This window comes from Nocardiopsis halophila DSM 44494 (assembly GCF_000341245.1).
Classification (GTDB): Bacteria; Actinomycetota; Actinomycetes; order Streptosporangiales; family Streptosporangiaceae; genus Nocardiopsis_A; species Nocardiopsis_A halophila.
This window is the reverse complement of the sequence record NZ_ANAD01000081.1, coordinates 87,078-110,186: the sequence shown is the minus strand read 5'-3', so window position 1 is coordinate 110,186 and position 23,109 is coordinate 87,078. Positions and strand designations below refer to the sequence as shown.

The 23,109-nt window shown below is 74.4% G+C and carries 18 protein-coding genes and 1 pseudogene; 11 read left to right on the top strand and 8 right to left on the bottom strand.

Annotation, left to right across the window (positions count from 1 at the left end; all coding sequences use genetic code 11):
• Together D450_RS0110980 and D450_RS0110975 are read right to left on the bottom strand one after the other, a co-directional pair.
• Positions 1 to 305, bottom strand: a pseudogene (locus D450_RS0110980) (ROK family protein); the annotation flags it as partial.
• A gap of 86 nt (positions 306 to 391) precedes the next feature.
• Positions 392 to 1,189, bottom strand: coding sequence for a hypothetical protein (locus tag D450_RS0110975; protein WP_017538714.1), 798 nt, complete (start codon positions 1,187 to 1,189; stop codon positions 392 to 394).
• A 136-nt stretch (positions 1,190 to 1,325) separates the two neighbouring features.
• Here D450_RS0110975 and D450_RS0110970 point away from each other — a divergent pair, with 136 nt between their 5' ends.
• The gene (locus D450_RS0110970) at positions 1,326 to 2,948 is read left to right on the top strand and encodes an MDR family MFS transporter (RefSeq protein ID WP_017538713.1); all 1,623 of its coding nucleotides are present in this window, start codon (positions 1,326 to 1,328) and stop codon (positions 2,946 to 2,948) included.
• 37 nt (positions 2,949 to 2,985) lie between these two features.
• Here D450_RS0110970 and D450_RS0110965 read toward each other — a convergent pair whose 3' ends face one another.
• Entirely contained in the window at positions 2,986 to 4,269 is a 1,284-nt protein-coding gene (locus D450_RS0110965; protein ID WP_017538712.1) for a KamA family radical SAM protein, read from the bottom strand.
• Between the two features lie 432 nt (positions 4,270 to 4,701).
• Here D450_RS0110965 and plsX point away from each other — a divergent pair, with 432 nt between their 5' ends.
• Genes plsX through argS form a run of 3 tightly spaced genes read left to right on the top strand, consistent with a single transcriptional unit; the run spans position 4,702 to position 8,869 of the window.
• Positions 4,702 to 5,805 (top strand): phosphate acyltransferase PlsX, encoded by a 1,104-nt coding sequence (gene plsX, locus D450_RS0110960; protein ID WP_017538711.1) that lies wholly within the window; start codon positions 4,702 to 4,704, stop codon positions 5,803 to 5,805.
• Positions 5,806 to 5,830: 25 nt separating this feature from the next.
• Complete coding sequence (locus tag D450_RS0110955) at positions 5,831 to 7,123, top strand: hypothetical protein (protein ID WP_017538710.1); 1,293 nt, start codon at positions 5,831 to 5,833, stop codon at positions 7,121 to 7,123.
• A gap of 9 nt (positions 7,124 to 7,132) precedes the next feature.
• Positions 7,133 to 8,869, top strand: coding sequence for an arginine--tRNA ligase (gene argS, locus D450_RS0110950; RefSeq protein WP_017538709.1), 1,737 nt, complete (start codon positions 7,133 to 7,135; stop codon positions 8,867 to 8,869).
• Between the two features lie 37 nt (positions 8,870 to 8,906).
• Here argS and D450_RS31775 read toward each other — a convergent pair whose 3' ends face one another.
• On the bottom strand, positions 8,907 to 9,728 hold the full coding sequence (locus tag D450_RS31775; RefSeq protein ID WP_026128479.1) for a hypothetical protein: 822 nt from the start codon (positions 9,726 to 9,728) through the stop codon (positions 8,907 to 8,909).
• 501 nt (positions 9,729 to 10,229) lie between these two features.
• Here D450_RS31775 and D450_RS0110940 point away from each other — a divergent pair.
• Positions 10,230 to 10,862, top strand: a complete 633-nt coding sequence (locus tag D450_RS0110940; protein ID WP_017538708.1) for a YceI family protein — start codon at positions 10,230 to 10,232, stop codon at positions 10,860 to 10,862.
• A 56-nt stretch (positions 10,863 to 10,918) separates the two neighbouring features.
• Here the strand turns inward: D450_RS0110940 and D450_RS0110935 are convergent, their stop codons facing one another.
• Together D450_RS0110935 and D450_RS0110930 are read right to left on the bottom strand one after the other, a co-directional pair.
• Positions 10,919 to 11,839, bottom strand: coding sequence for a ribokinase (locus D450_RS0110935; RefSeq protein ID WP_083932602.1), 921 nt, complete (start codon positions 11,837 to 11,839; stop codon positions 10,919 to 10,921).
• A gap of 24 nt (positions 11,840 to 11,863) precedes the next feature.
• On the bottom strand, positions 11,864 to 12,652 hold the full coding sequence (locus tag D450_RS0110930) for an exodeoxyribonuclease III (protein ID WP_193374739.1): 789 nt from the start codon (positions 12,650 to 12,652) through the stop codon (positions 11,864 to 11,866).
• A 230-nt stretch (positions 12,653 to 12,882) separates the two neighbouring features.
• Between D450_RS0110930 and D450_RS0110925 the strand changes: the two genes are divergently transcribed.
• The 4 genes from D450_RS0110925 to D450_RS0110910 all read left to right on the top strand — a co-directional run bounded on the left by D450_RS0110925 (position 12,883) and on the right by D450_RS0110910 (position 18,277).
• Positions 12,883 to 13,611, top strand: a complete 729-nt coding sequence (locus D450_RS0110925; protein ID WP_017538705.1) for a response regulator transcription factor — start codon at positions 12,883 to 12,885, stop codon at positions 13,609 to 13,611.
• A complete protein-coding gene (locus D450_RS0110920; RefSeq protein WP_017538704.1) occupies positions 13,612 to 15,015 on the top strand; it encodes a sensor histidine kinase in 1,404 nt (467 codons plus the stop codon).
• 77 nt (positions 15,016 to 15,092) lie between these two features.
• A complete protein-coding gene (locus D450_RS0110915; protein WP_017538703.1) occupies positions 15,093 to 17,033 on the top strand; it encodes an acyl-CoA dehydrogenase family protein in 1,941 nt (646 codons plus the stop codon).
• 29 nt (positions 17,034 to 17,062) lie between these two features.
• The gene (locus tag D450_RS0110910) at positions 17,063 to 18,277 is read left to right on the top strand and encodes a winged helix-turn-helix domain-containing protein (protein ID WP_017538702.1); all 1,215 of its coding nucleotides are present in this window, start codon (positions 17,063 to 17,065) and stop codon (positions 18,275 to 18,277) included.
• Here D450_RS0110910 and D450_RS0110905 read toward each other — a convergent pair.
• Positions 18,261 to 19,403, bottom strand: a complete 1,143-nt coding sequence (locus D450_RS0110905; RefSeq protein ID WP_017538701.1) for an acetyl-CoA C-acetyltransferase — start codon at positions 19,401 to 19,403, stop codon at positions 18,261 to 18,263. The two genes, D450_RS0110910 and D450_RS0110905, sit on opposite strands and share 17 nt — an antisense overlap.
• Before the next feature lie 106 nt (positions 19,404 to 19,509).
• Complete coding sequence (locus D450_RS0110900; protein ID WP_017538700.1) at positions 19,510 to 21,564, bottom strand: MFS transporter; 2,055 nt, start codon at positions 21,562 to 21,564, stop codon at positions 19,510 to 19,512.
• A gap of 157 nt (positions 21,565 to 21,721) precedes the next feature.
• Here D450_RS0110900 and D450_RS0110895 point away from each other — a divergent pair, with 157 nt between their 5' ends.
• A complete protein-coding gene (locus tag D450_RS0110895; protein WP_017538699.1) occupies positions 21,722 to 22,864 on the top strand; it encodes an acyl-CoA dehydrogenase family protein in 1,143 nt (380 codons plus the stop codon).
• A gap of 69 nt (positions 22,865 to 22,933) precedes the next feature.
• On the top strand, positions 22,934 to 23,101 hold the full coding sequence (locus tag D450_RS33980; protein ID WP_017538698.1) for a hypothetical protein: 168 nt from the start codon (positions 22,934 to 22,936) through the stop codon (positions 23,099 to 23,101).
• Positions 23,102 to 23,109 lie beyond the last annotated feature (8 nt).

Below are 23,109 nucleotides of genomic sequence, written 5' to 3'. Positions count from 1 at the left end.
CGGCTCCCCCCGCCACGACAGGTGCGGCGCGAACAGCACCGAGGAGCGGTTCCGGTCGACGAACCCCGCCGCGCCNNCCCCCCGCCCGCCGTGACCGGGTACCGGCGGCGCAGCCGCTCGACCACCTCGGCGATGGTGTCCTCGACCACCTTGGGGCTCTTGCTGCGCTCCGGGGTCTCCCCGCGTTCGCGGGCCAGCACCCGCCCCGCCGGGTTGACCACACCCGCGGCGACCTTGGTCCCGCCGATGTCGACACCGATGACGAGCCCGCGCCGACGCCCCCTGCTCCTGCCGGTGAGTGCCATGACCTGCCACCCTACCGCCGCCGCCCGCACACGGCGGCCATCGGTCGTGATGTGCACTTGTCAGGACAACAAGCGCTCCAATCGGCTCAGGTCGGCCGCCGTGCCGGGGCGGGACGGCGCGGCCCCCGGGGCTCGGGGACCGCGGGCGCCTCGGGCAGGTCGTGCCGTCCCGCGATGAACTCCTGGACCCGGATCTTGGCGCGGATCGCCGGGCGGCGCAGGCGCCGGTCGCGCGCCACCGCCGCGGCGAGCTTGGCCGAGCCCTCCGGGTAGCGCCGGCGCGCCCACGGCGACCCCGGGACCGCCAGCCGCACCGCCGCCACCACCGACAGCCCGGGCACGAACACCCCCGTCAGCCCGGTCCAGATCTTGCCCTTGAGCAGGCTCACCACCGACCCGGCCAGGTTCACCGCGGCCAGCACCGGCAGCGCGTCGCCGGCCACCCCGGCGCCGCTCCAGCCGAACGGCCGCAGCCCCGTCAGCAGCAGCCCGGTCAGCCCCACCGCGACGAAGACCGCGTCCACCGAGGCCCGCCCCCGCTCGGTCCAGTACACGTCGCGCAGGTGCAGGATCAGCGCGAACTCGTCGAGCACCAGCACCGCCCCCAGCCCGAAACAGGCCGCCGCGGCGACGATCGGCGCGCCCGCCCGCTCCTGCACCACCAGCAGCCCCAGGCCGCCGAGCAGCATCAGCCCGACCCCGAACACCACGTGGTGCACGTGGACCCCGCCCGCCCGGACATTGCCCGGCCACCACCGCACGCCCGCGCGGATCATCCGGACGCTGGCCCGGATCAGCAGGAACCCCGCCACGAACGCCACGAAGAAGGTGAACAGGGGCAGCCGCCCGGCGTCCACCACCGTCCCGTCGAACCAACCGGCCATGCGCCGACTCTCCCGATCTGCCGCGTCGCCGACCGATTATGCACGCCGCGGCGCCCGGCACGCCCGGTTCGGCGGAATCCGGCCGGGGAACACCGGGTCCGGCACATAGGATGACCGGGTCCGCAGGGAGGCGCGCATGCGATCGATCCGGGGGAACCCGTGGGCCATCCTCGCGGCCCTGTGCCTGGGGTTCTTCATGACCCTGCTGGACCTGACGATCGTCAACATCGCGATCCCGGACATGATCCGGCGCCTGGGGGCGGCCGCCGACGAGGTCCTGTGGGTCGTCAACGTCTACACGCTCGCCCTCGCGGTCCTGATCATCACGTCCGGGCGGCTGGGCGACCTGTTCGGCCAGCGCCGCCTCTTTCTGGTCGGGGTGGCCGCCTTCACCGGCGCCTCGGTGCTGTGCGGGCTGGCCCCGGGCGCCGGGTGGCTGATCGCGGCCCGCGCCCTGCAGGGGGTCGGGGCGGCGGTGATGATGCCGCAGACCATGGCGCTGCTGGTGCGGGTCTTCCCGCCGGAGCGGCGCGGCACCGCGATGGGGGTGTGGGGCGCCGTGGCGGGCCTGGCCACGGTCGCCGGGCCGACCCTCGGCGGGCTGCTGGTGACCGCCTTCGACTGGCGTTCCATCTTCTTCGTCAACATCCCCTTCGGCGCCCTGGCCCTGGTGCTGGGGGCCGTGCTCATCCCGCCCGACCCCCGGCCCGAGCACCGTCCGCGGTTCGACCCGGCCGGCGTGGCCCTGGCGACCGCCGCGCTGGGACTGCTCGCCTTCGCCCTGGTCGAGGGCGAGCGCTTTCGGTGGGGGACGGTCTACGGCCCGGTGAGCATCCCGCTGCTGTTCGCCCTGAGCGCGCTGCTGTTCGCCGCGCTGCTGGTGCAGCAGCGCGCCCGGCAGGGGCGCGACCCGCTGATCCCGTTCGGGCTGTTCGCCGACCGCAACTTCAGCCTGATGAGCCTGAGCGCGGCGCTGGTGTCGGTGGCGCTGATCGGCCACTCGCTGCTGTTCACCATCTACCTGCAGTCGGCGCTGGGGATGACCGCGCTCGCGGCCGGGCTGACGATGGCGCCGATGTCGGTGCTGTCCATGGTGGCCGCGCCCGTGGTGGGCCGCTGGGTGGACCGGCTCGGCGGGAAGTACCTGCTCATGGCCGGGTTCGCGGTGTTCGCCGGCGGGCTGGCGTGGCTGCTGCTGATCGCCCGCCCGGACTCGCCGTGGTGGGCGTTCGTGCTGCCGCTCGCCCTGATGGGGCTGGGGGTGGCGTCGGTGTTCGGGCCGATGAACTCGCTGGCGGTGTACCGGGTCGACCCGCGGATGGCCGGCGCCGCCTCCGGGGTGCTGAACACCGTCCGGCAGCTGGGCTCGGTGCTGGGCGGCGCCGTGGTGGGGGCGCTGATGCAGGCCTCGCTCGCGGAGAACACGGTGCGCGAGGCGCGGGAGGCGGCCCAGGACCTGCCGCCCGAGGCGCGGGGGCCGTTCGCCGAGGCGGTCGAGCCCGAGCACGGTGCCGGGGTGGAGCTGGGCGGGCCGGCCCCGTCGCAGCCCCCCGAGGGCCTGCCCGACGCGGTGGCCGGCCGCCTGTCCGAGCTGGCCGGGCAGGTCTTCTCCCAGGCCTTCACCGACACGTTCCGGGAGGTCGGCTGGGTGGCGGTGGCCGCGATGGCCGCGGGGCTGGCGGCCACCGCCTTCTCCCGCAACATGCACGGGCCCCGGTCCTCGCCCGTGCCGGCCGCGGGCCGGCGCACCGACGGCTAGGGCCCCGCCCGCGCGCGGCGGGCGGGGCGGGCGCGGGTCAGGCGCGGGCCTGGTCGACCAGCGCGGAGACGTCCTCGGGCGGGGCCTCCTCGTAGGGGAAGTGGGTCGCCCCCAGGGCGGGCTCCAGGTCGAAGAGCCAGGCCGCCTTCTCGTCGTACTTGGCGAAGAACGGCTTGCCCACCAGCTCGGGGTCGCGCGCCTGGATCAGGTGCAGCACGAACACCTTCTCCCCGGCGATCTCGGTGACGCCGTCCACGCACACCTTGCCCGGGGTGGCCGACATGGACGGGCCGCGCACGGTCCGCGCCAGGCCCGAGACGTTCTTGTAGGCGTTGCGGAAGATCTCGTAGGCCTCGGCCAGCGGGACCGCGAAGTAGTCCTGCGGGCCGGTGTCGCGCTCGACGAACATGTAATAGGGGACCATGTTCATCCGCAGCTGCATGCGCCACATGCGCTCCCACACGGCCGGGTCGTCGTTGATCGTGCGGATCAGCGGCGCCTGGGTGCGGATCACGGCCCCGGTGGCCTGGATGCGGCGCACCGCCTCGTGGACCAGCTCGGGCTCCAGCTCGTTGGGGTGGCTGAAGTGGGCCATGAAGGCCAGGTTCTTGCCCGACTCGGTGACCTTCTCGAACAGGCGCAGGGTGTCGTCGGCGTCCGGGTCGGTGACGAACCGCTGCGGCCAGTAGGCCAGCGCCTTGGTGCCGATCCGGATGGACTCGAGGGTCTCGACCTCCAGCAGCGGCTCGATGTACTTGGAGATCACCCCCTCGCCCATGATCATCGGGTCGCCGCCGGTGAACAGGACACTGGTGACCTGCGGGTTCTCCTTGAGGTAGCGGACCAGGTGGTCCACCTCGCCGGAGGCGAACTTCAGATCGGGCTCGCCCACGAACTGCGCCCACCGGAAGCAGTAGGTGCAGTAGGCGTGGCAGGTCTGCCCCTGCTTGGGGAAGAACAGCACCGTCTCGCGGTACTTGTGCTGCATGCCCTCCAACGGGTCCTGCCCGTCGACCTTGGGCACGTTGAGATCCATCTGGCCGGCCGGATGCGGGTTGAGCTTGGCCCGGATCTCGTTGGCCGCCTGGTTGATCTCCTTCCTCGGCGCGTCCTGGCGCAGAAGATCCGCCATCCGTGCGACGTCCTCGGCGGGCAGCATGTCCGCCTGGGGGAAGACGAGCCGGTAGATCGGATCGTCGGGGGCGGCGTCCCAGTCGATCAGCTCGTCGATGACGTAGCTGTTGACACGGAACGGCAGCACCGTGGCGACAGCGCGAACGGCGAGCCGCTCGTCCTCGCCGAGGCCGGCCCGCGCCGTCAACTCGTCCAGGTGCTTCGAGGTGTAGGCACGGAAGCGACGTCCCGCGGACGGGGACAGTGCCGCGTCTTGCGTCAAGCTCACGCGTCTCCCTTCAGGGTGCGGCAGGCGCGCCCCGCCGGCGGCAGGACAGGCCTGATCCGGGCGCCCCCGGCAGAGCGGGGGCGCCCGGCGAGATCACATACATGTGTGTTGTCGGGCCCGGAGTGGTCACCCTCCTGACCAGCCGACCGATATACCCGATCTTCGCTGATTCTTACCCACTTTCCGCAAATACCCTCCTGACCTCCGGTTCCTCCGGCCGCCCGGCACGCGCCCGCCGAGACGGCATAGCCTTGCCCGAGGAGCGGGCACACCCCCACCACGTGCGCGAAGACGTCGGCCCCGGGCGCGGCGGTCCACCGCCGGCCCCCGCGGAACAGTGAGGATCCACACGTGAACCAGACCCGGTCCGGAGCGGAGGGGACGGCCGCGGCGGCGCCGCGCGGCGGCCCGGTCATCGCCCTGGACGCCATGGGCGGCGACCACGGTCCCGCCGAGACGGTGGCCGGCGCGGTGGCCGCGGTGCGCGGGCACGGACTGCGGGTGGTGCTGGTGGGGCGGCTCTCCGAGCTCACCGCGCTGCTGGCCGAGCACGGTGCCACCGGCGAGGTCCCGGTGGTGCACGCCGAGGACACCCTGGCCATGAACGAGGGCGCCCTGGCCGGGTGGCGCCGCCCGCGCTCCAGCGTCGCGGTGGCCTGCAAGCTGATCCGCCAGGGGGACGCCTCGGCGCTGGTGTCGGCCGGGTCGACCGGGGGCGTGGTGGCCACCTCCACGGTCCGGCTGCGCACCCAGCCGGGGGTGCTGCGGGCGGCGCTGGCGGTGGTGCTGCCCACCCGCCCGCGCCCCACGGTGCTGCTGGACGCGGGCGCCAACGCCGACGCCAAGCCGGAGATGCTGGTGCAGTTCGCCCAGCTGGGCGCCGCCTACGCGCACACCGCCCACGGGGTGGCCGACCCCCGGGTGGGCATGCTGACGATCGGCGCCGAACCGGGCAAGGGCAACCGGCTGGCGCGCAAGACCTCCGAGCTGCTGGCGGCGACCGCCTCCGAGCCGCCCCGGCTGGACTACCGGGGCAACGTCGAGGGCCACGACCTGCTCGCCGGGCAGGTGGACGTGGTGGTCACCGACGGCTTCACCGGGAACGTGGCGCTGAAGACCGTGGAGGGGACCGTGCGGTTCGCCTTCGACGCCGTGCACGACGCCCTGACCTCGACCCGCCGCGCCCGCGCCGGGGCCCTGCTGCAGCGCAAGGCGCTGCGGGAGCTGCGCGAGAACCTGGACAGCGAGAGCACCGGCGGCGCGGTGCTGCTGGGGCTCAACGGCACGGTGGTCATCGCGCACGGCGCCAGCCGCGCCCGGGGCATCGAGCGCGCCTGCCTGCTCGCCGCCGACCTGGCCGCGGGCCGCATCGTCGACCAGATCCGCCGCCGCGTCTCCCCCTCGGGCCGGAGCGCGGGCTGGCTGCACCGCCTGGGCCACCCGGACGACCACTGAAGGACCGCCCCGTACCATCGGCCGCATGGCCGCCCCCCGCCTCCTCGCGCTCCTCACCGCGCTCGCCGTGACCGCCCTCGCGGTGCTCGGCGCGGTGCGCTCGCACTCCCCCTCCCCGCTGGAGCGGACCCCCGAGGAGGTCGCCGCCGACGCCGCGCCCCGGCTCGCGTTCCTGCGGTCCGCCCTGCGCGACGGCGCCGGAGCCGACATGCAGGCGCTCTTCCCCGAGGGGTACTTCTTCACCCACGCCCTCTACGGCCTCGCCCGGGCCGACACGGGCACCCTCGATGCGCGCCTGCGCGACGAGGCCCTGCGGGAGGCCCGGTGGGCGCTGGACCGGCTGGAGTCCCCCGAGGGGACCGCCGCCTTCCCCGCCGGCGCCGAACCCGCGTACGGCGTCTTCCACGCCGGATGGAGCACCTACCTGCGGGTGCGCATCGTCGAACTGGCCGGAGGCCCGGAGGCCGCCCCCGAGGAGGCCGGGCGCCTGGCCGAGGACACCGCCGAGCTCCGTTCCGCCTTCTCCGCCTCCCTCGACCGCGGCACCCCCTACCTGGAGGCCTATCCCGGGCAGGCCTGGCCGGTGGACAGCGTGGTCGCCGCGGCCGCCCTGGCCCGGGACGCCCGGGTGCGCGGAACCGACGGCCACGATTCCCTGCTGGCGGCCTGGAAGGAGGCCGCGGCCGCGCACACCGACCCCGCCACCGGCCTCATTCCGCACCGGGCCGACGCCGCCACCGGCGCACCGGCCGAAGGCGCCCGGGGCAGCTCACAGGCGCTCCTGCTCCGCTTCCTCCCCGACATCGACCCCGCGTGGGCGGCCCGCGACCGCGCGGCCTTCCAGGAGGCCTTCGCCTCCCCCGTCGCCCCGCTGCCCGGGGTGCGCGAGCACCCCCGCGGCGACGACTCCCCCGGCGACGTGGACTCCGGCCCCCTGGTCCTGGGGCTGTCGGCGTCGGCGAGCACGGTGGCCCTCGGCGACGCCGTGGTCTACGGCGACGCCGCCTCGGCCGCCGCCCTCACCGGCTTCGCCGAGGCGCTGGGACTGCCGGTCGCCGCCGGCGGGGAGCGCCGGTACCTCGGCGGCGCGCTCCCGGTCGGCGACGCGTTCCTCGTGTGGTCGCTCACGGCCCAGGGCACGCACCCGGACCCCCTCCCGCCGCCGGACGGCGCCTCGCCCTCCGCGCACGCGCCCCCGGCCTGGTGGCGGGCGCCCTGGTACGCCCTCGCCGGGCTCGTGACGGCCGCCGCGTGGTGGGTCGCCTGGATGGCGGCGCATCCGCGCAGGTCACGGAATCCAGGTGACGGCGGTCGGTAGGCTTGGCCCATGGCCGACCCGCAAGAGATCCTCGCGCGACGGGTCCAGTCCGCCCTCGGTGCCGCCTTCGGGCCCGAGTACGCCGACGCCGACCCCGTCATCCGCCCCTCCCAGTTCGCCGACTTCCAGGCCAACGCCGCGCTGGCGCTGGCCAAGCGACTGGGGCGAAAGCCGCGAGAGGTCGCGGCGCAGATCGTCGAGCACCTGGACTCCGACGACCTGTGCCGCGAGGTGGAGATCAGCGGCCCCGGCTTCGTGAACCTGACCCTGCGCGACGACTGGATCGCCGCCCAGGCCCGCGCCCTGCTCGACGACGCCCGGCTGGGCGTTCCGGTGCAGCGGCGGCAGAACATCCCGATCGACTACTCCGCGCCCAACGTCGCCAAGGAGATGCACGTCGGGCACCTGCGCACCACCGTGGTGGGGGACGCGCTGGCGCGCACCCTGGAGTTCCTCGGGCACAACGTCGTCCGGCAGAACCACGTCGGCGACTGGGGCACCCCCTTCGGGATGCTCATCGAGCACCTGCTCGACGTCGGCGAGGACTCGGCCGGGGCCGAGCTGCTCAAGAGCGACCCCAACGCCTTCTACCAGGCCGCCAAGGGCAAGTTCGACGGCTCGGAGGAGTTCGCCGAGCGCGCCCGCAAGCGGGTGGTGTCCCTGCAGGCCGGGGACGAGGGGACGCTGCAGATCTGGCGCGACCTCATCGAGCTGTCCAAGGCCTACTTCAACCGGGTCTACTCCACGCTGGAGGTCACCCTCACCGACGCCGACCTCGCCGGCGAGAGCATGTACAACGACATGCTCGAAGAGGTCTGCCAGGAGCTGGAGGACCAGGGCCTGGCGGTGATGAGCGACGGCGCCCTGTGCGTGTTCCTCGACGGCTACACCGGCCGCGAGGGCAGGCCGGTGCCGCTGATCATCCGCAAGAGCGACGGCGGCTACGGGTACGCCACCACCGACCTGGCCACCATCCGCTACCGCGCCCGGGAGCTCGAGGCCGACCGCGTGCTCTACGTCGTCGGCGCCCCGCAGAACCTGCACTTCCGGATGGTGTGGGAGACCGCCCGCAAGGCCGGGTGGGTGCCCGAGGGCACCGAGCCGGTCCATGTGCAGATCGGCAACGTCCTGGGGTCCGACGGCAAGATCCTGCGCACCCGCAGCGGCAAGCCGATCCGGCTGATGGAGCTGCTGGACGAGGCGGTCGAGCGCGCCTCCGCCGTGGTCGAGCAGAACCGCCCCGACCTGGACGCCGACACCCGCGCGCACATCGCGCGCGAGGTGGGCATCGGAGCGGTCAAGTACGCCGACCTGTCGGTCTCGCACGACACCGAGTACGTCTTCGACTTCGACCGGATGCTGGCGCTCACCGGCAACACCGGCCCCTATCTGCAGTACGCCCAGGCGCGGCTGCGCTCCATCTTCCGCAAGGGCGGGGTGGCGCCGGAGGAGGCCGCGTCGGGGGCCATCGCCATCGGCGAGAAGGCCGAGCGGGACCTGGCGCTGCGCCTGCTGGGCTTCGGCCCGACGGTGGCGCTGGTCGGCGACGAGCTGGAGCCGCACCGGCTGTGCGGGTACCTGTTCGACCTGGCCCAGGAGCTGACGACGTTCTACGAGCACTGCCCGGTGCTCACCGCCGACACCGAGGAGCGGCGCGCCTCCCGCCTCGCCCTGTGCGCGGCCGCGCTCCGGATCCTGGTGCAGGGCCTGGAGCTGCTGGGCGTCCGCGCCCCGGAGCAGATGTAGGCGCGGCCCCGGCCCGGGCGGCGGGCCGACACCACCGTCAGTGGAAATCCGTCATGTAGGGGCCGCCCGGTTCGGGGGACTCGGACGGCTCCGGGCCGGGGTCCGGCTCCTCCGGCCCCCCTGTGGGCCCGGGGCCGGTCGGCCGCGGGTCGGGGCTCTCCTGGCCGGGCGGGGTGGACGGCGGCTCCGGCTCCCGCGTGGGACGCTCCGGGCGCTGGTCCTCACGGCCGTCCTCGCGGCCGTCCCGTTCCCGGTCCCCCTCGCCGCCGCCGGAGGAACCGGGCCGCCCGGTGCCCGAGGTCGCGGGCGCGTCCCCGGGCTCGGCCCTCCCGGTGACACCGGACTCCGCATCGGCCGAGGCGTTCGGGCCCTCGCCGCGGCCGGATCCGGACGGCGTGCCGCTCCCGCCTCCGGTGGTCTCGGCGCCCGGCAGACCGGTGGGGGCCGGGGGAACGTCCACGCCGACCTCCTGCCGGGCCTTGGACAGCCCCGCCCCGACCGCGGCGAACGCGCCGACCGCCAGCACCCCGGCCACCGCGCCCGCCGCGATCTTCCGGTTGCGCGACCGGCGCCGCTCGATGCGGCGGCGCTCGGAGCGCGACAGCGGCGCTTCGGCGCCGTCCCCGGGGACCTCGACCACATCGACGGGTTCGACGACCTCGGTCGCCCCGGCGGCGAACCCGCCGGGCCGCTCTTCGGCAGGGACGCGGGGTGTGAAGACCGTCTCACGGTCGGAGGAGCGGCCGGACCTGGACGGCGCGCCGCCGAGGGGCACGGTGTAAGCGAAGCCGTCCCCGGCGGACGCCGTGCGCTCGTTGCGCTCTTCGTGCTCGGGTGGCCTGGTGGGGTCTGGGTCCATGGGGATCACGCGCTCCGGAACGGGGAGGGCCGGCGGCGCCGGCTCGGTAGGGCGCCGGTGGGGAGGGCGCGCCAGAAGGAACTGTAAAGAACCGCTCGCGCTCTGCGATACCCGCCCCATGTCGCCCACCCGCCCCCAGATCCCCCCAACCCCCGTGTCAAGGGACGTTCGGGAACGATGGCCGCCCACGCATGTGACGAAAGCGACGCCCCGGCCTCGTCCGCCAGCGGTGCCACTCCCCTCTCGCCCGGCGCCCCCTCGTCGTTGGGCTCGGGACGTAGGGCCCTTACCGGCGAACTCGGGGCCCATCTGAGATCGACACGGATCCGGCCCGTTAGGACGCCGACGTCCCAGCACTCAAGCCGCCGCCCGGGACCGGTTCCGGCCGTCGCGGTCGTGACCTGCTGATTCGCGGGCATCCTGACCAGTGTGCCGGTCGCCACCCGGCTACGGGGTTTAGCCTGGAAAGCGACAAAACAGTGTCAATAGGGGGAATCAGACATGGTGCACGATCACGGGGCCGGACCGCCGCCCGACGCGCGGCCGCCGCAGCCGGAGCCGGGGACCTGGTACGTCGACCCCGCGCACTCCTGCATCATCTTCGTCGCGCGCTACCTGGGCTTCGGCCGGGTGCAGGGCACCTTCGGCGACGCCTGGGGAACCGTCGACGTCGCCGAGGACCCGCTCGCCTCCAAGGTCGACGCCACGGTGCGCACCGACAGCCTCAGCACCGGCGTCCGGGCCCGCGACGCCCACCTGCGCTCCCCCGACCTGCTCGACACCGAGGCCTACCCGGAGATGCGCTTCACCTCCACCGCGCTGGAGGCCCGCGGGCGCGGCCGCAACGCCTTCCGGATGTACGGCGACCTGACGGTGCACGGCACCACACGGCCGCTGGAGCTGGACTGCCAGTGGGGCGGCGAGGCCCCCGACCTGCAGGACCCCGAGGGCGTGCACGCGCACTTCTTCGCCGCCAACGGCTCCATCGCGCTGTCGGACTTCGGCATCGCCGACGTCGGCCCGTCCCCGTGGGGCGCCCGCGTCATCGGCGACACCGTCGACATCGTCCTGGAGGTGCGGCTGCAGAGCGCCGACCCGACCGAATGGCTGCGCCAGATCGGCCACCTGCAGTAGGAACCACCGGGCCCCGGGACGGCCCGACGACCGTCCCGCGGACCCGGCCGCGTGCTCTACCCGGCCAGCAGGGCCTCGATCTCGGTGCGGTGGGGCATCGACGTGCTGGCGCCCTGGCGCTGCACCGACAGCGCCGCCGCCGCGGCCCCGAACTCCATGCTCTCCTCGGCGCCCCGCCCCTCGGCGCGGGCCACCGCGAAGGCGCCGCAGAAGGTGTCCCCGGCGGCGGTGGTGTCCACCGCCTCCACCGGCCGGGAGGGCACGTGCACCGGCTCGCCGCCGCGCTCGCCGTGCAGCGACCCGTCGCCGCCCAGCGTGACCACCGCCTCGGGCACCCGCCGCAGCAGCGCCTCCAGCGCCCGGTGCGGGTCCTGCTCGCCGGTGACCGCCGCCGCCTCGTGCTGGTTGGGCACCAGCAGGTCGACCAGGTCCAGCAGCTCGTCGGGCAGCTCCCGGGCCGGCGCCGGGGTGAGCACGGTGCGCACCCCGGCCTCGCGGGCGGCGCGGGCCGCGGCGACCACGCCCTCCGTCGGCAGCTCCAGCTGCAGCAGCAGCGCGTCGCACCCGGCGAGCATCCGCCGCTCGGCGCCGGTCAGGCCGGTCATCGCCCCGTTGGCGCCGGGGACCACGATGATGGAGTTGGCCCCGTCGCCCTCGACCACGATGTGCGCCACCCCGGAGGAGCCGGGAACGGTGCGCAGCTCGGAGGCGTCCACCCCCGAATCCACCAGGGCACTGCGCATCTGCGTGCCGAACGCGTCCTCGCCCACGGCGCCGAGGAAGGCCACGTCCCCTCCGGCCCGCGCCGCGGCGATCGCCTGGTTGCCGCCCTTGCCGCCGGGAACCTGGCGGAACTCGGTGCCCGCCACGGTCTCCCCGCTGGCCGGCCGCACCGGCACGTAGGCGACCAGGTCCATGTTGATGCTGCCGTAGACCGCGATGCGCGGGACGGCTCTGGATGCCGATGTCGATGTCACGGAGCCGACTCTACCCAGGTCCGGTCAGTCGACCTCGACGATGACCGGCGCATGGTCGGAGGCGCCCTTGCCCTTGCGCTCCTCCCGGTCGACCCGCGCCCCCGAGACCCGCTCGGCCAGCGCGGGCGAGGCGAGGACGAAGTCGATCCGCATCCCCTTCTTCTTGGGGAAGGACAGGCCCTGGTAGTCCCAGAAGGTGTAGACGCCGGGGCCGGGCGTGTAGGCGCGGGCCGTGTCGGTGAAGCCGGCCTGCTCCAGGGCCGCGAAGGCCGCACGCTCCTTGTCGGTGACGTGCGTCTTGCCCTCGAACTCGGCCATGTCCCACACGTCGTCGTCCTGCGGGGCGATGTTGAAGTCCCCGCACAGGGCGATCTGGGCCCGGGGGTCCTCCGCCAGCCGCGCCGCGCCCTCCGCGCGCAGCGCCTCCAGCCAGCGCAGCTTGTAGTCGTAGTGCGGGTCGTCGATCTCCCGCCCGTTGGGCACGTACAGGCTCCACACCCGCACGCCGCCGCACTCCGCGGAGAGCGCCCGCGCCTCGACCTGCTCGGGGTCGCCCCATCCGGGCTGGTCGGGGAAGGAGGTGCGCACGTCCTCCAGTCCGACACGGGAGGCGATGGCGACCCCGTTCCACTGGGAGAGGCCGAAGTGGGCCACCTCGTACCCGGCCTCGGTGAAGACCCCGACCGGGAACTGGTCGTCCCGGCACTTGGTCTCCTGGACGGCGACCACGTCGACGTCGCTGCGCTCCAGCCAGGCCGCGACCCGGTCCTTGCGGGCCCTCATGCTGTTGACGTTCCACGTTGCTATACGCACGGCGACCAGCCTAGTGCTCGGGGGCGACATGGCCGGATGCGGCAGAACGGCCCGGCGGGCGTGTGTCGGGGAGGACAAGGCGCCGCGGCGCTGCCATAGTGCGGGCAGCGGGCGGGTCCGGTGCGGCCGTCCTCCGCACCGGCCCCGCCCGCTGCGCACCGGCGCCGCACCGCGCCTGGGGCATCATGGAGGGCCGGACCCGAACCCGTGCGGCCACCGAGGTAGCAGCCATGACCGACGACTCCCCCGACCAGCGCATCCTCGTCATCGACGACGAGCCGAACATCCGGGACCTGGTCCGCGCCGCCCTGCAGTTCCACGGGTTCACCGTCGACGACGCCGAGGACGGCCAGAGCGGGCTCGCGGCGGCCCGCGGCGCCCGCCCCGACCTGATCCTGCTGGACGTGCTGCTGCCGGACATCAGCGGCTTCGAGGTCTGCCGCAAGCTCCGCGAGGACGGCGACGACGTGCCGGTGATCTACCTGACCGCGCGGGACACCCCCGCCGACACCGTCACCGGGCTCACCCTGGGCGGCGACGACTACGTCACCAAGCCCTTCTCGGTGGAGGCGCTGGTCGCCCGGATCCGCGCCCTGCTGCGCCGCGCCCGCCGCGACCCGGCGGGGGCCGGGGCCGCCGTGCGCGACCAGGGCGGCCTCCTGCGCTACGCCGACCTGGTGCTGGACGACCGCAAGTGGAGCGTGGAGCGCGCCGGGGTGCCGGTGGAGCTCTCGCCCACCGAGTTCCGGCTGCTGGCCTACCTGGTGAACAACGCCGGGCAGGTGGTCACCCGGCGTCAGCTGCTGGAGAACGTCTGGGGCTGGGACTACGCCGGCCAGTCGCAGATCGTGGAGACCTACGTCAGCTACCTGCGCCGCAAGCTCGACCCGCTGGGGCCGCCGCTGATCCGCACCCGCCGGGGCGTGGGCTACGTGCTGCAGTCCCCGGACGGCTCCTAGATGGCCCCGGGGCGGCTGCGCTTCCGGCTGCTGGTCGGCCTGCTCGCGGTCACCGCCGCCGGGCTGCTGGTCACCTGCGTGGTCGGGTTCGTGACCCTGCGCGGCTACATCACCGACCGGATCGACGACCAGGTGGTGCTGGCGGCCGAGCGGGCCATGGCGCGGCTGGACAACGACACCCCTCCGGTGGGCGTGGAGGCGCCCAGCCCCTCCCCCTACCTGGTGGTGCTGGTGGACCGGGGAACCGGCCGGGTCAACCAGGTCTACGGCGACCTCGAGCGCGACGACGTGGTGCTGGCGCGGCTGGAAGAGGTGCCGGTGCGCGAACTGCGCCGGCTGGGCGCGACCGAGGAGATCGTCGACCTGGACGGGCGCGAGTCCTCGGTCCCGCCCTACCGGGCCACGGTGCGCCAGCGCGCGGACGGGCTGATGGTCACCGCGGTGCCCACCAACGAGCGCGAGGAGTACCCCTGGAACCTCGTGCTGACGCAGCTGGTCACGGCGGTTCTGCTGCTGGGCGGGCTGCTGCTGGCCGGGCGGTGGCTGATCGGGCGCGGCCTGGACCCGCTGGACCGGATAGCCACCACCGCCGACCGCATCTCCACCGGCTCGGACCTGTCGGCGCGGATGCCGGTGGCCGAGGGCGGCAGCGAGGTGGGGCGGCTGGCGTCGGCGATCAACACCATGCTGGGGCGGCTGGAGCGGGCCTTCGCCGCCCAGCGCGCCTCCGAGGAGCGGGTGCGGGCCTTCGCCGCCGACGCCTCGCACGAGCTGCGCACCCCGCTGACCACCATCCGCGGCTACGCCGAACTGGGCCGCCAGGGCGCCATCCCCGAGCAGGAGCTGTCCGGGGCGATGCGGCGCATCGAGGACGAGGCCGAGCGGATGGGCACCCTGGTCGCCGAGCTGCTGGAGCTGGCCCGGCTGGACCGCACCGGCGCGCTCCACCTGGACGGGGCCGACCTGGTCCGGGTGGTCGGCGACATGGTGGAGGACCACCGGGTGGTGCACCCGGAGCGGCCGGTGGTCCTGCGGGCGCCGGACGCGCTGGAGTGCCGGGTGGACGAGGCCCGGTTCCGCCGGGTGGTGGCCAACCTGCTGGCCAATGCGGCCGAGCACACCCCCGAGGGCACCCCGGTCGAGGTGCGGCTGAGCGCGTCCGGGCCGTACGCGGCGCTGCGGGTGCGCGACGAGGGGCCGGGGATGGGCACCGCGGACCTGGACCGGGCCTTCGACCGGTTCCACCGGGGGACCCGGTCGCCGGGGGGCGGCAGCGGGCTGGGGCTGTCCATCGTGGCGGCGATCGCCGCCGCGCACGGCGGGGACGCGGGCATCGAGTCGGAGCGGGGCGCCGGGACGGCGGTCACCGTCCGGTTCCCCTTCGCCCCCGAGGAGCCGGGGTGAGGCGTGGTCGCCCCTACCCGCGGGTAGAGGTGTGATGGAGGCCATACCCCGTATCCACCGGTGAGGTGATCCCCACGATGACCACGGTCAACGGCCGCCCGTCGGCGGCGGGCGCGGACGAACGGGAGGCGCGGGCGGTCGCCGAGGCCGCGCGGGAGAGCGAGTGGCGCCTGCCCAGCTTCGGCAAGGAGCTCTACCTGGGCCGGTTCCGGCTCGACCTCATCCACCCCTACCCCCGTCCGGACGCCGGGGCCGAGGAGGAGGGCGAGCGGTTCCTCGCCCGGCTGCGCGACTTCTGCGCCACCATCGACGCCCAGCGCATCGAGCGCGAGGAGCGCATCCCCGACGAGGTGGTGCGCGGCCTGAAGGAGCTGGGCGCGCTCGGCATGAAGATCCCCCGCGCCTATGGCGGGCTCGGCCTGGGCCAGGTGCACTACAACCGCGCGCTGACCCTGGTGGGCTCGGTCAGCCCGGCGATCGGCGCGCTGCTCTCGGCCCACCAGTCCATCGGCGTGCCCCAGCCGGTGAAGATGTTCGGCACCGAGGAGCAGAAGCAGGCCTTCCTGCCCCGTTGCGCCACCACCGACATCAGCGCCTTCCTGCTCACCGAGCCGGACGTGGGCAGCGACCCGGCGCGGCTGCACGCCACCGCCGTCCCCACCGAGGACGGGGCGGCCTACCTGCTCGACGGGGTCAAGCTGTGGACCACCAACGGGGTGGTCGCCGACCTGCTGGTGGTGATGGCCCGGGTGCCCGAGGGCGAGGGGCACCGCGGCGGCGTCAGCGCGTTCGTCGTCGAGGGCGACTCCCCGGGCATCACCGTGGAGCGGCGCAACCGGTTCATGGGGCTGCGCGGCATCGAGAACGGCGTGACCCGCTTCCACCGGGTGCGCGTCCCGGCCGAGAACCTGATCGGCGGCGAGGGCAAGGGCCTCAAGATCGCCCTGTCCACGCTGAACACCGGGCGGCTGTCGCTCCCGGCCATGTGCGTGGGCGCCGGCAAGTGGTGCACCCGCATCGCGCGGGAGTGGGCGCGCGAGCGCGTGCAGTGGGGGCGCCCGGTGGGGCGCCACGAGGAGGTGTCCAAGAAGGTCGCCTTCATCGCCGCCACCACCTACGCGATGGAGGCGATGCTGGAGCTGGCCGGCCAGATGGCCGACGACCGGCGCAAGGACATCCGGATCGAGGCGGCCATCGCCAAGCTGTGGGCCTCCGAGCGCGCCTGGGAGATCGCCGACGAGCTGGTGCAGGTCCGCGGCGGCCGCGGCTACGAGACCGCCGACTCGCTGGCGGCCCGCGGCGAGCGGGGCGTACCCGCCGAGCAGCTGCTGCGGGACCTGCGGATCAACCGCATCTTCGAGGGCTCCACCGAGATCATGCACCTGCTCATCGCCCGCGAGGCGGTGGACGCGCACCTGTCGGTGGCCGGCGACCTGATCGACCCGGACGCCGACCCGCAGGCCAAGGCGCGGGCCCTGGCCAAGGCGGGCGGGTTCTACGCGTCCTGGCTGCCGTCGCTGGTGGTCGGGCAGGGGCAGCGCCCGGGGTCCTACGCGGAGTTCGGCCCGCTGGCCGGGCACCTGCGCTTCGTGGAGCGGGCCTCGCGGCGGATGGCGCGCTCGACCTTCTACGGCATGTCCCGCTGGCAGGGCGGAATGGAGACCCGCCAGGCGTTCCTGGCGCGGATCGTGGACATCGGCGCCGAGCTGTTCGCGATGAGCGCGGCGGTGGTGCGCGCCCGCCACGAGCACGAGACGGGGCCCGACGGGCGCGGCACGGCCGGGATGGAGCTGGCCGACGCCTTCTGCCGCCAGTCCCGGCTGCGGGTGGAGCGGCACTTCGCCGCCCTGTGGGACAACTCCGACGACACCGACGGCAAGCTGGCCCGCCGCCTCATGGAGGACCGCTACACCTGGCTGGAGGAGGGCGTCCTCGACCCGTCGGTCCCCGGGCCGATGATCGGCCCGTCCGAGCCGGGCCCCTCCCAGGCCGAGGACCAGCACCGCACGATGGGCTGACGGCCGGGGTCGGGTGTACGTTAGCACTCATGTACGAAACGCCCCCTGCGCCGCACCCCCGGCGCGGTTCGACCATCTCCACGGCACAGGCCCGGCGCATCGCGCTCGCCGCGCAGGGGTTCGCCGACCGGCGGCCCTCCGGGGCGCCCACCCTGCGGCACGTGCAGCGGGTCGTGGACCGGGTGGGCGTCGTCCAGATCGACAGCGTGAACGTGCTCTCCCGCAGCCACTACCTGCCGTTCTTCTCCCGGCTGGGCCCCTACGACCGGGCCCTGCCCGACCGGGCCGCCTCCCGCCGCGGGGGCCGCCGCCTCGTGGAGTACTGGGCGCACGAGGCCAGCCTGGTCCCGCCGACGACCCACCGGCTGCTGCGCTGGCGGATGGCGCGGGCCCGGGACGAGGCGTGGGGCGGCATGCGCGAGGTCGCCCGGGACCACGGCGACCTCGTCAAGGCCGTCCGGGAGGAGGTCGAGCGCGCGGGGCCGGCCACCTCCCGCGAGATCGAGGCCGCCCTGGAGCACGACGCACCGCGCGCCAAGGAGCACTGGGGGTGGAACTGGTCCCTGGTCAAGCGCGCGCTGGAGTACCTGTTCTGGTCCGGCGAGGTCACCGCCGACGGCCGGACCGCGCAGTTCGAGCGCCGCTACGACCTGCCCTCCCGGGTCCTGCCGGCCGAGGTGCACGCGGCCCCCGACCCCGACCCGGAGGAGGCCCGCCGCGAACTGGTGCGCATCGCCGCCCGCGCCCACGGTGTGGCCACCGAGCGCTGCCTGCGCGACTACTTCCGCCTCAACGCCGCCCAGGGCCGGGCCGCCGTGGCCGACCTGGCCGACTCCGGCGAACTGGTCCCCGTCCGGGTGGAGGGCTGGGGCTCCCCCGCCTACCTGCACCGCGACGCCCGGGTGCCGCGGCGGATCGGGGCCCGCGCCCTGCTGAGCCCCTTCGACTCCCTGGTCTGGGAGCGGGACCGCACCGAGGCCCTGTTCGGCTTCCGCTACCGGCTGGAGATCTACGTCCCCGCCGCGAAGCGGGTGCACGGCTACTACGTCCTGCCGTTCCTGCTGGGCGACCGCCTGGTGGCCCGGGTCGACCTGAAGGCCGACCGGGCCGCCGGGCGGCTGGTGGCGCGCCGCACCACGCTGGAGCCGGACGCTCCCGAGGAGACGTCAGCGGCCCTCCAGGCCGAGCTGGAGTCGATGGCCGGCTGGCTCGGCCTGGAGGAGGGGGTCACACACGCTCGATGACGGTGACGTTGGCCTGTCCGCCGCCCTCGCACATGGTCTGCAGCCCGTAGCGGCCGCCCGAGCGGCGCAGCTCGTGCACCAGCTTGGTCATCAGCACCGCGCCGGTGGCGCCCAGCGGGTGCCCCAGCGCGATCGCGCCGCCGTTGGGGTTCACCGTGGCCATGTCGGCGCCCAGCTCGCGGGCCCAGGCCAGCGGCACCGGGGCGAAGGCCTCGTTGATCTCGGTGACGTCGATGTCGCCGATGGACAGGCCCGCCTTCTCCAGCGCCAGGCGGGTGGCCGGGATCGGCGCGGTGAGCATGTAGACCGGGTCGTCGCCGAGCAGGGACAGCTGCACGATGCGCGCCAGCGGGGTCAGGCCGTGCCGCTCCACCGCCTGCTCCGAGGCGATCAGTACCGCGCCGGCGCCGACCGAGATCTGGCTGGCCACCGCCGCGGTCAGCTCCCACCCCTCGCGCAGCGGGTCCAGGCCGGCCATCTTCTCCAGCGTGGTGTCCGGGCGCACGCCCTCGTCGCGCCCGACCCCGGCCAGGGGCGCGGTCTCGTCGTCGAAGCGCCCGGCCTCCAGGGCGGCGGCCGCGCGCCGGTGGCTCTGCAGCGCGAACTCCTCCAGCTCGGCGCGCTTGAAGCCCCACTTCTCGCACATCAGCTGGGCGCCGCGGAACTGGGAGATCTCCTGGTCCCCGTAGCGCCCGGTCCAGCCGTCGCCGAACAGCGGCAGCCCCTGGTCCAGGGCGAACTTGACGCTGGCACCCATGGGGACCATGCCCATGTTCTCCACGCCGGAGGCGACCACCAGGTCCTGCGTGCCGGACATGACGCCCTGCGCGGCGAAGTGGATCGCCTGCTGGGAGGAGCCGCACTGGCGGTCGATGGTCACCCCGGCGACGGTCTCGGGCAGCCCGGCCGAGAGCCAGGCGGTGCGCGCCAGGTCGAGCGACTGCGGGCCGACCTGGCTGACGCAGCCCATGACCACGTCTTCGACGGCCCCGGGGTCGGCGCCGGTGCGCTCCATGAGCTCCTTGAGCACGTGGGCGCCCAGGTCCGCCGGGTGCACCCCGGCGAGCGCGCCCTTCTTGGTACCGACGGGGGTTCGGACGGCCCCGACGATGTATGCCTCGGCCATGCTGTCCTCCAGGGGGTCGCGGCCGACTCGGACGGTTCTAACCGAACCATATTCGGTTTCCCTCTCCGCGCCCACCACCGGGGTCGCCGTCGCGGCCCGCAGGGCCCTACAGCGGCCGGCGGTCGGGCTCCTGACCGGCGAGGCCGGCGTCCTCCTCGTCGCCGAGCGTGCTGCGGGCCAGCCGGTGCAGTTCGGCCGCCAGTTCCGGGTCGGCGTCCGGGCCGAAGCCGCGCACCAGCGCGCGCAGCGCCTCCTCCTGGGCGTCGAACAGGCGCCGGGCGGCGTCCCGGCCGCGCCCGGTGAGGCGCCAGGCCTCCGCGTCCTCCCCCGCCTCCACCAGGCCCGCCGTCTCCAGCTCGTCGCGCAGGCCCCGCGCCGGGGACGCCTCCCCGCCCGACAGCTCCTCCAGCTCGCCGGGCGCCATCGGCCCGGTCTCGGCCAGGTGGGTCAGCACCCAGCAGGACCCTGGCGACAGGTCCAGGTGGGCGGCCTCGGCCAGCCGGGCGTACATGGCGCGCGCCCCTTCCACCCCGCAGGCCCGGTAGACCGCCCGCTCGGCCGCCCCGAGCACGCCCCGGTCGGGCCCCTCGGCGCGCACCGGGGCCAGCGCCTCGTCCAGTTCGGGCGGGTCCAGGGTGGTGCGCAGCGGCACCTGGCGCAGGAACAGCGCCAGCACGAACGCGGCCGCCGCCACCGGGACCGCGTACAGGAAGACCGTGTCCACCGAGTCGGCGTAGGCCGCCAGCACCGCATCGCGCACGGCCGCCGGGGCCTCCCGGAGCCGCTGCGGGTCGGACTCCAGCACCGAGGGGTCGAACCCCGGCGGCACCGGCACGCCCCGCAGCCGCTCGGCGATGTTCCCGCCGAGCTGGGAGGCGAACACCGCGCCGAACGCCGCCGCGCCGAAGGAGCCGCCGATGGACCGGAAGAAGGTGGCCGCCGAGGTGGCCGCGCCCAGGTCGCGCTGGGCGGCGGCGTTCTGCACCGCCAGCACCACCACCTGCATGGTCAGCCCCAGGCCGGCGCCGAGCAGGAACAGGTAGGCGGCCATCACCCCGAAGGGGGTGTCCGGGCGCAGGGTCGACAGCAGGTACAGCGCCGCCGCGACCAGCGCGGTGCCCACCACCGGGTAGATCTTGTAGTGCCCGGTGCGGGTGACCAGCTGCCCGCTGCCGATCGAGCACAGGAGCATCCCCGCCACCATCGGCAGCAGGTGCAGGCCCGACTCGGTGGGCGTGTAGCCGTGCACGATCTGCAGGAACAGCGGCAGGTAGGTCATCGCGCCCAGCATCGCGAAGCCGACCGCGAAGCTCACCAGCCCGCCGACGACCACCACCGGGCTGCGGAACAGCCCCAGCGGCAGCACCGGGTCGGCGGCGCGGCGGGCGCTGAACCACCAGGCGGTGCCGCCCGCCAGCGCCGCCGCGATCAGCGCCAGGATCGGCCACGAGGTCCAGTCGTAGGTGGTCCCGCCCCAGGAGGTCACCAGCACCAGGCAGACCGCCACCAGGGCGACCAGGGCGATGCCGGCGTAGTCCACCCGGACCGTGGGCCGCCCGCCGCCCCGGGGCAGCGCCGCCACCAGGGCGACCAGCGCCACCGCCGCCAGCGGGAGGTTGACGTAGAACACCCACCGCCACGACAGGTGGTCCACGATGAACCCGCCGATGAGCGGCCCGGCCACGCTGGTCACCCCGAACACCGCGCCGAAGAACCCCATGTAGCGGCCGCGGCGGCGCGGCGGGACCACGTCGCCGATGACCGACTGGGCCAGCACCATCAGCCCGCCCCCGCCGATGCCCTGCACCGCGCGGAAGAGCACGAGCTGCACGAAGGTCTGCGCGGTGCCGCACAGCGCCGAGCCGAGCAGGAACACCCCCAGGCAGGTGATCAGCACCCATTTGCGCCCCAGCAGGTCGCCCAGCTTGCCCCAGAGCGGCGTGGTGGCGGTGACCGCCAGCAGGTAGGCGGTGACCATCCAGGAGATGTGGCTCAGCCCGCCCAGCTCCGAGGCGATCACCGGCAGGGCGGTGGCGACGATCGTCTGGTCGAGCGCGGCCAGCGCCACCGCCAGCAGCAGGGCCGTCAGGATGACGGCCAGCCGGGGCGCGCCCTCGCCCTGGCGGCCGCGGGTGCGCGACGGAGCCTCGTGCCTGCCCATGCCCCAAGGCTGGGACGGCGGCACCGGCGGCGCACGCTGCCGCTCCGCCGTCCCGCCGGACTTTACGGTGCCTTGGGCCGGACCCGGCGCTGTAAAACCGAATCCGATTCGGTTACCGTGGTGCCATCCGGCCACCGCCCTGAGGAGGAGCACGCCCATGCAGAGGGAGATCTTCGAGGAGGAGCACGACCTCTTCCGCGAGTCGGTCGCCGCATTCCTGGCCCGCGAGGTGGTCCCGCACCACGACCGGTGGGAGAAGGACGGCATCGTCCCCCGCGAGGTGTGGACCGCCGCGGGCAAGGTGGGGCTGCTCGGCCTGGGGGTGCCCGAGGAGTACGGCGGCAGCGGGGTGAAGGACTACCGGTTCAACGCGGTCGTCTCCGAGGAGATCTGCCGCGCCCACGCCAGCGGCCTGGGCTTCACCCTGCAGAACGACGTGATGGCCCCCTACCTGGTGGAGCTGACCACCGAGGAGCAGAGGCGGCGCTGGCTGCCCGGGTTCAGCAGCGGCGAGCTGATCACCGCGATCGCCATGACCGAGCCGGGCGCCGGCAGCGACCTGCAGGGCGTGCGCACCACCGCGGTCCGCGACGGCGACGACTACGTGCTCAACGGCCAGAAGACGTTCATCACCAACGGCATCAACGCCGACCTGGTCGTGGTGGTGGCCCGCACCGACCCCGACGCCGGGGCGCACGGCATCTCGCTGCTGGCCGTCGAGCGCGGCATGCCCGGCTTCGAGCGCGGCCGCAACCTCGACAAGATCGGGCTCAAGGCCCAGGACACCGCCGAGCTGAGCTTCACCGACGTGCGGGTGCCCGCCGCCAACCTGCTCGGCGAGGAGGGCCAGGGCTTCGTCCACCTCATGGAGCGCCTGCCCCAGGAGCGGCTGTCCATCGCGGTGGCCTCCACCGCCGGGGCCGAGCAGATGCTGGCCGCCACCATCGCGTACTGCAAGGAGCGCACCGCCTTCGGGCGGCCCATCTCGCGCTTCCAGAACACCCGGTTCCTGCTGGCCGAGCTGGCCACCGAGGTGGACCTGGCCCGCACCTACGTGGACCGCGCGATCACCCTGCTCAACCGGGGCGAGCTGACCGTGGAGGACGCCGCCAAGGCCAAGTGGTGGTGCTCGGAGTTGGCCAACAAGGTGATGGACCGGTGCCTGCAGCTGCACGGCGGGTACGGGTACATGATGGAATACCCCGTGGCGAAGGCCTGGCAGGACGCCCGGATCCAGTCGATCTTCGGCGGCACGACCGAGATCATGAAGGAGATCGTGGGCCGGTCGCTGGGCCTGTGACTCCGGGGGCGCCGCCGGGGGCCGACCGCCCCCGGTGCGCACCACCCCCCTAGGGAAGGGATCGGCGGCATGACCGGTGCATGGGACGGCCTGATCGTCCTCGGCCTTCTCGTCCTCCTCCTGGTGATCGGCGTGCGCAGGCTGCGCCCCAGGATGCACATCCCCTGGACCACCGGGGGGATCGTGCTGTTCTTCGTATTCCTGGTCCTGCTGCTGTGGGCCTGGTCCTGGCGCTGAGCGGGGGC

Excerpts from the sequence above, each read along its gene's own strand:
- D450_RS0110975 (WP_017538714.1), bottom strand. The coding sequence starts at position 1,189 with ATGGCCGGTTGGTTCGACGGGACGGTGGTGGACGCCGGGCGGCTGCCC.
- D450_RS0110970 (WP_017538713.1), top strand. The coding sequence starts at position 1,326 with ATGCGATCGATCCGGGGGAACCCGTGGGCCATCCTCGCGGCCCTGTGC.
- D450_RS0110955 (WP_017538710.1), top strand. The coding sequence starts at position 5,831 with ATGGCCGCCCCCCGCCTCCTCGCGCTCCTCACCGCGCTCGCCGTGACC.
- argS (WP_017538709.1), top strand. The coding sequence starts at position 7,133 with ATGGCCGACCCGCAAGAGATCCTCGCGCGACGGGTCCAGTCCGCCCTC.
- D450_RS31775 (WP_026128479.1), bottom strand. The coding sequence starts at position 9,728 with ATGGACCCAGACCCCACCAGGCCACCCGAGCACGAAGAGCGCAACGAG.
- D450_RS0110940 (WP_017538708.1), top strand. The coding sequence starts at position 10,230 with ATGGTGCACGATCACGGGGCCGGACCGCCGCCCGACGCGCGGCCGCCG.
- D450_RS0110925 (WP_017538705.1), top strand. The coding sequence starts at position 12,883 with ATGACCGACGACTCCCCCGACCAGCGCATCCTCGTCATCGACGACGAG.
- D450_RS0110920 (WP_017538704.1), top strand. The coding sequence starts at position 13,612 with ATGGCCCCGGGGCGGCTGCGCTTCCGGCTGCTGGTCGGCCTGCTCGCG.
- D450_RS0110915 (WP_017538703.1), top strand. The coding sequence starts at position 15,093 with ATGACCACGGTCAACGGCCGCCCGTCGGCGGCGGGCGCGGACGAACGG.
- D450_RS0110910 (WP_017538702.1), top strand. The coding sequence starts at position 17,063 with ATGTACGAAACGCCCCCTGCGCCGCACCCCCGGCGCGGTTCGACCATC.
- D450_RS0110905 (WP_017538701.1), bottom strand. The coding sequence starts at position 19,403 with ATGGCCGAGGCATACATCGTCGGGGCCGTCCGAACCCCCGTCGGTACC.
- D450_RS0110900 (WP_017538700.1), bottom strand. The coding sequence starts at position 21,564 with ATGGGCAGGCACGAGGCTCCGTCGCGCACCCGCGGCCGCCAGGGCGAG.
- D450_RS0110895 (WP_017538699.1), top strand. The coding sequence starts at position 21,722 with ATGCAGAGGGAGATCTTCGAGGAGGAGCACGACCTCTTCCGCGAGTCG.
- D450_RS33980 (WP_017538698.1), top strand. The coding sequence starts at position 22,934 with ATGACCGGTGCATGGGACGGCCTGATCGTCCTCGGCCTTCTCGTCCTC.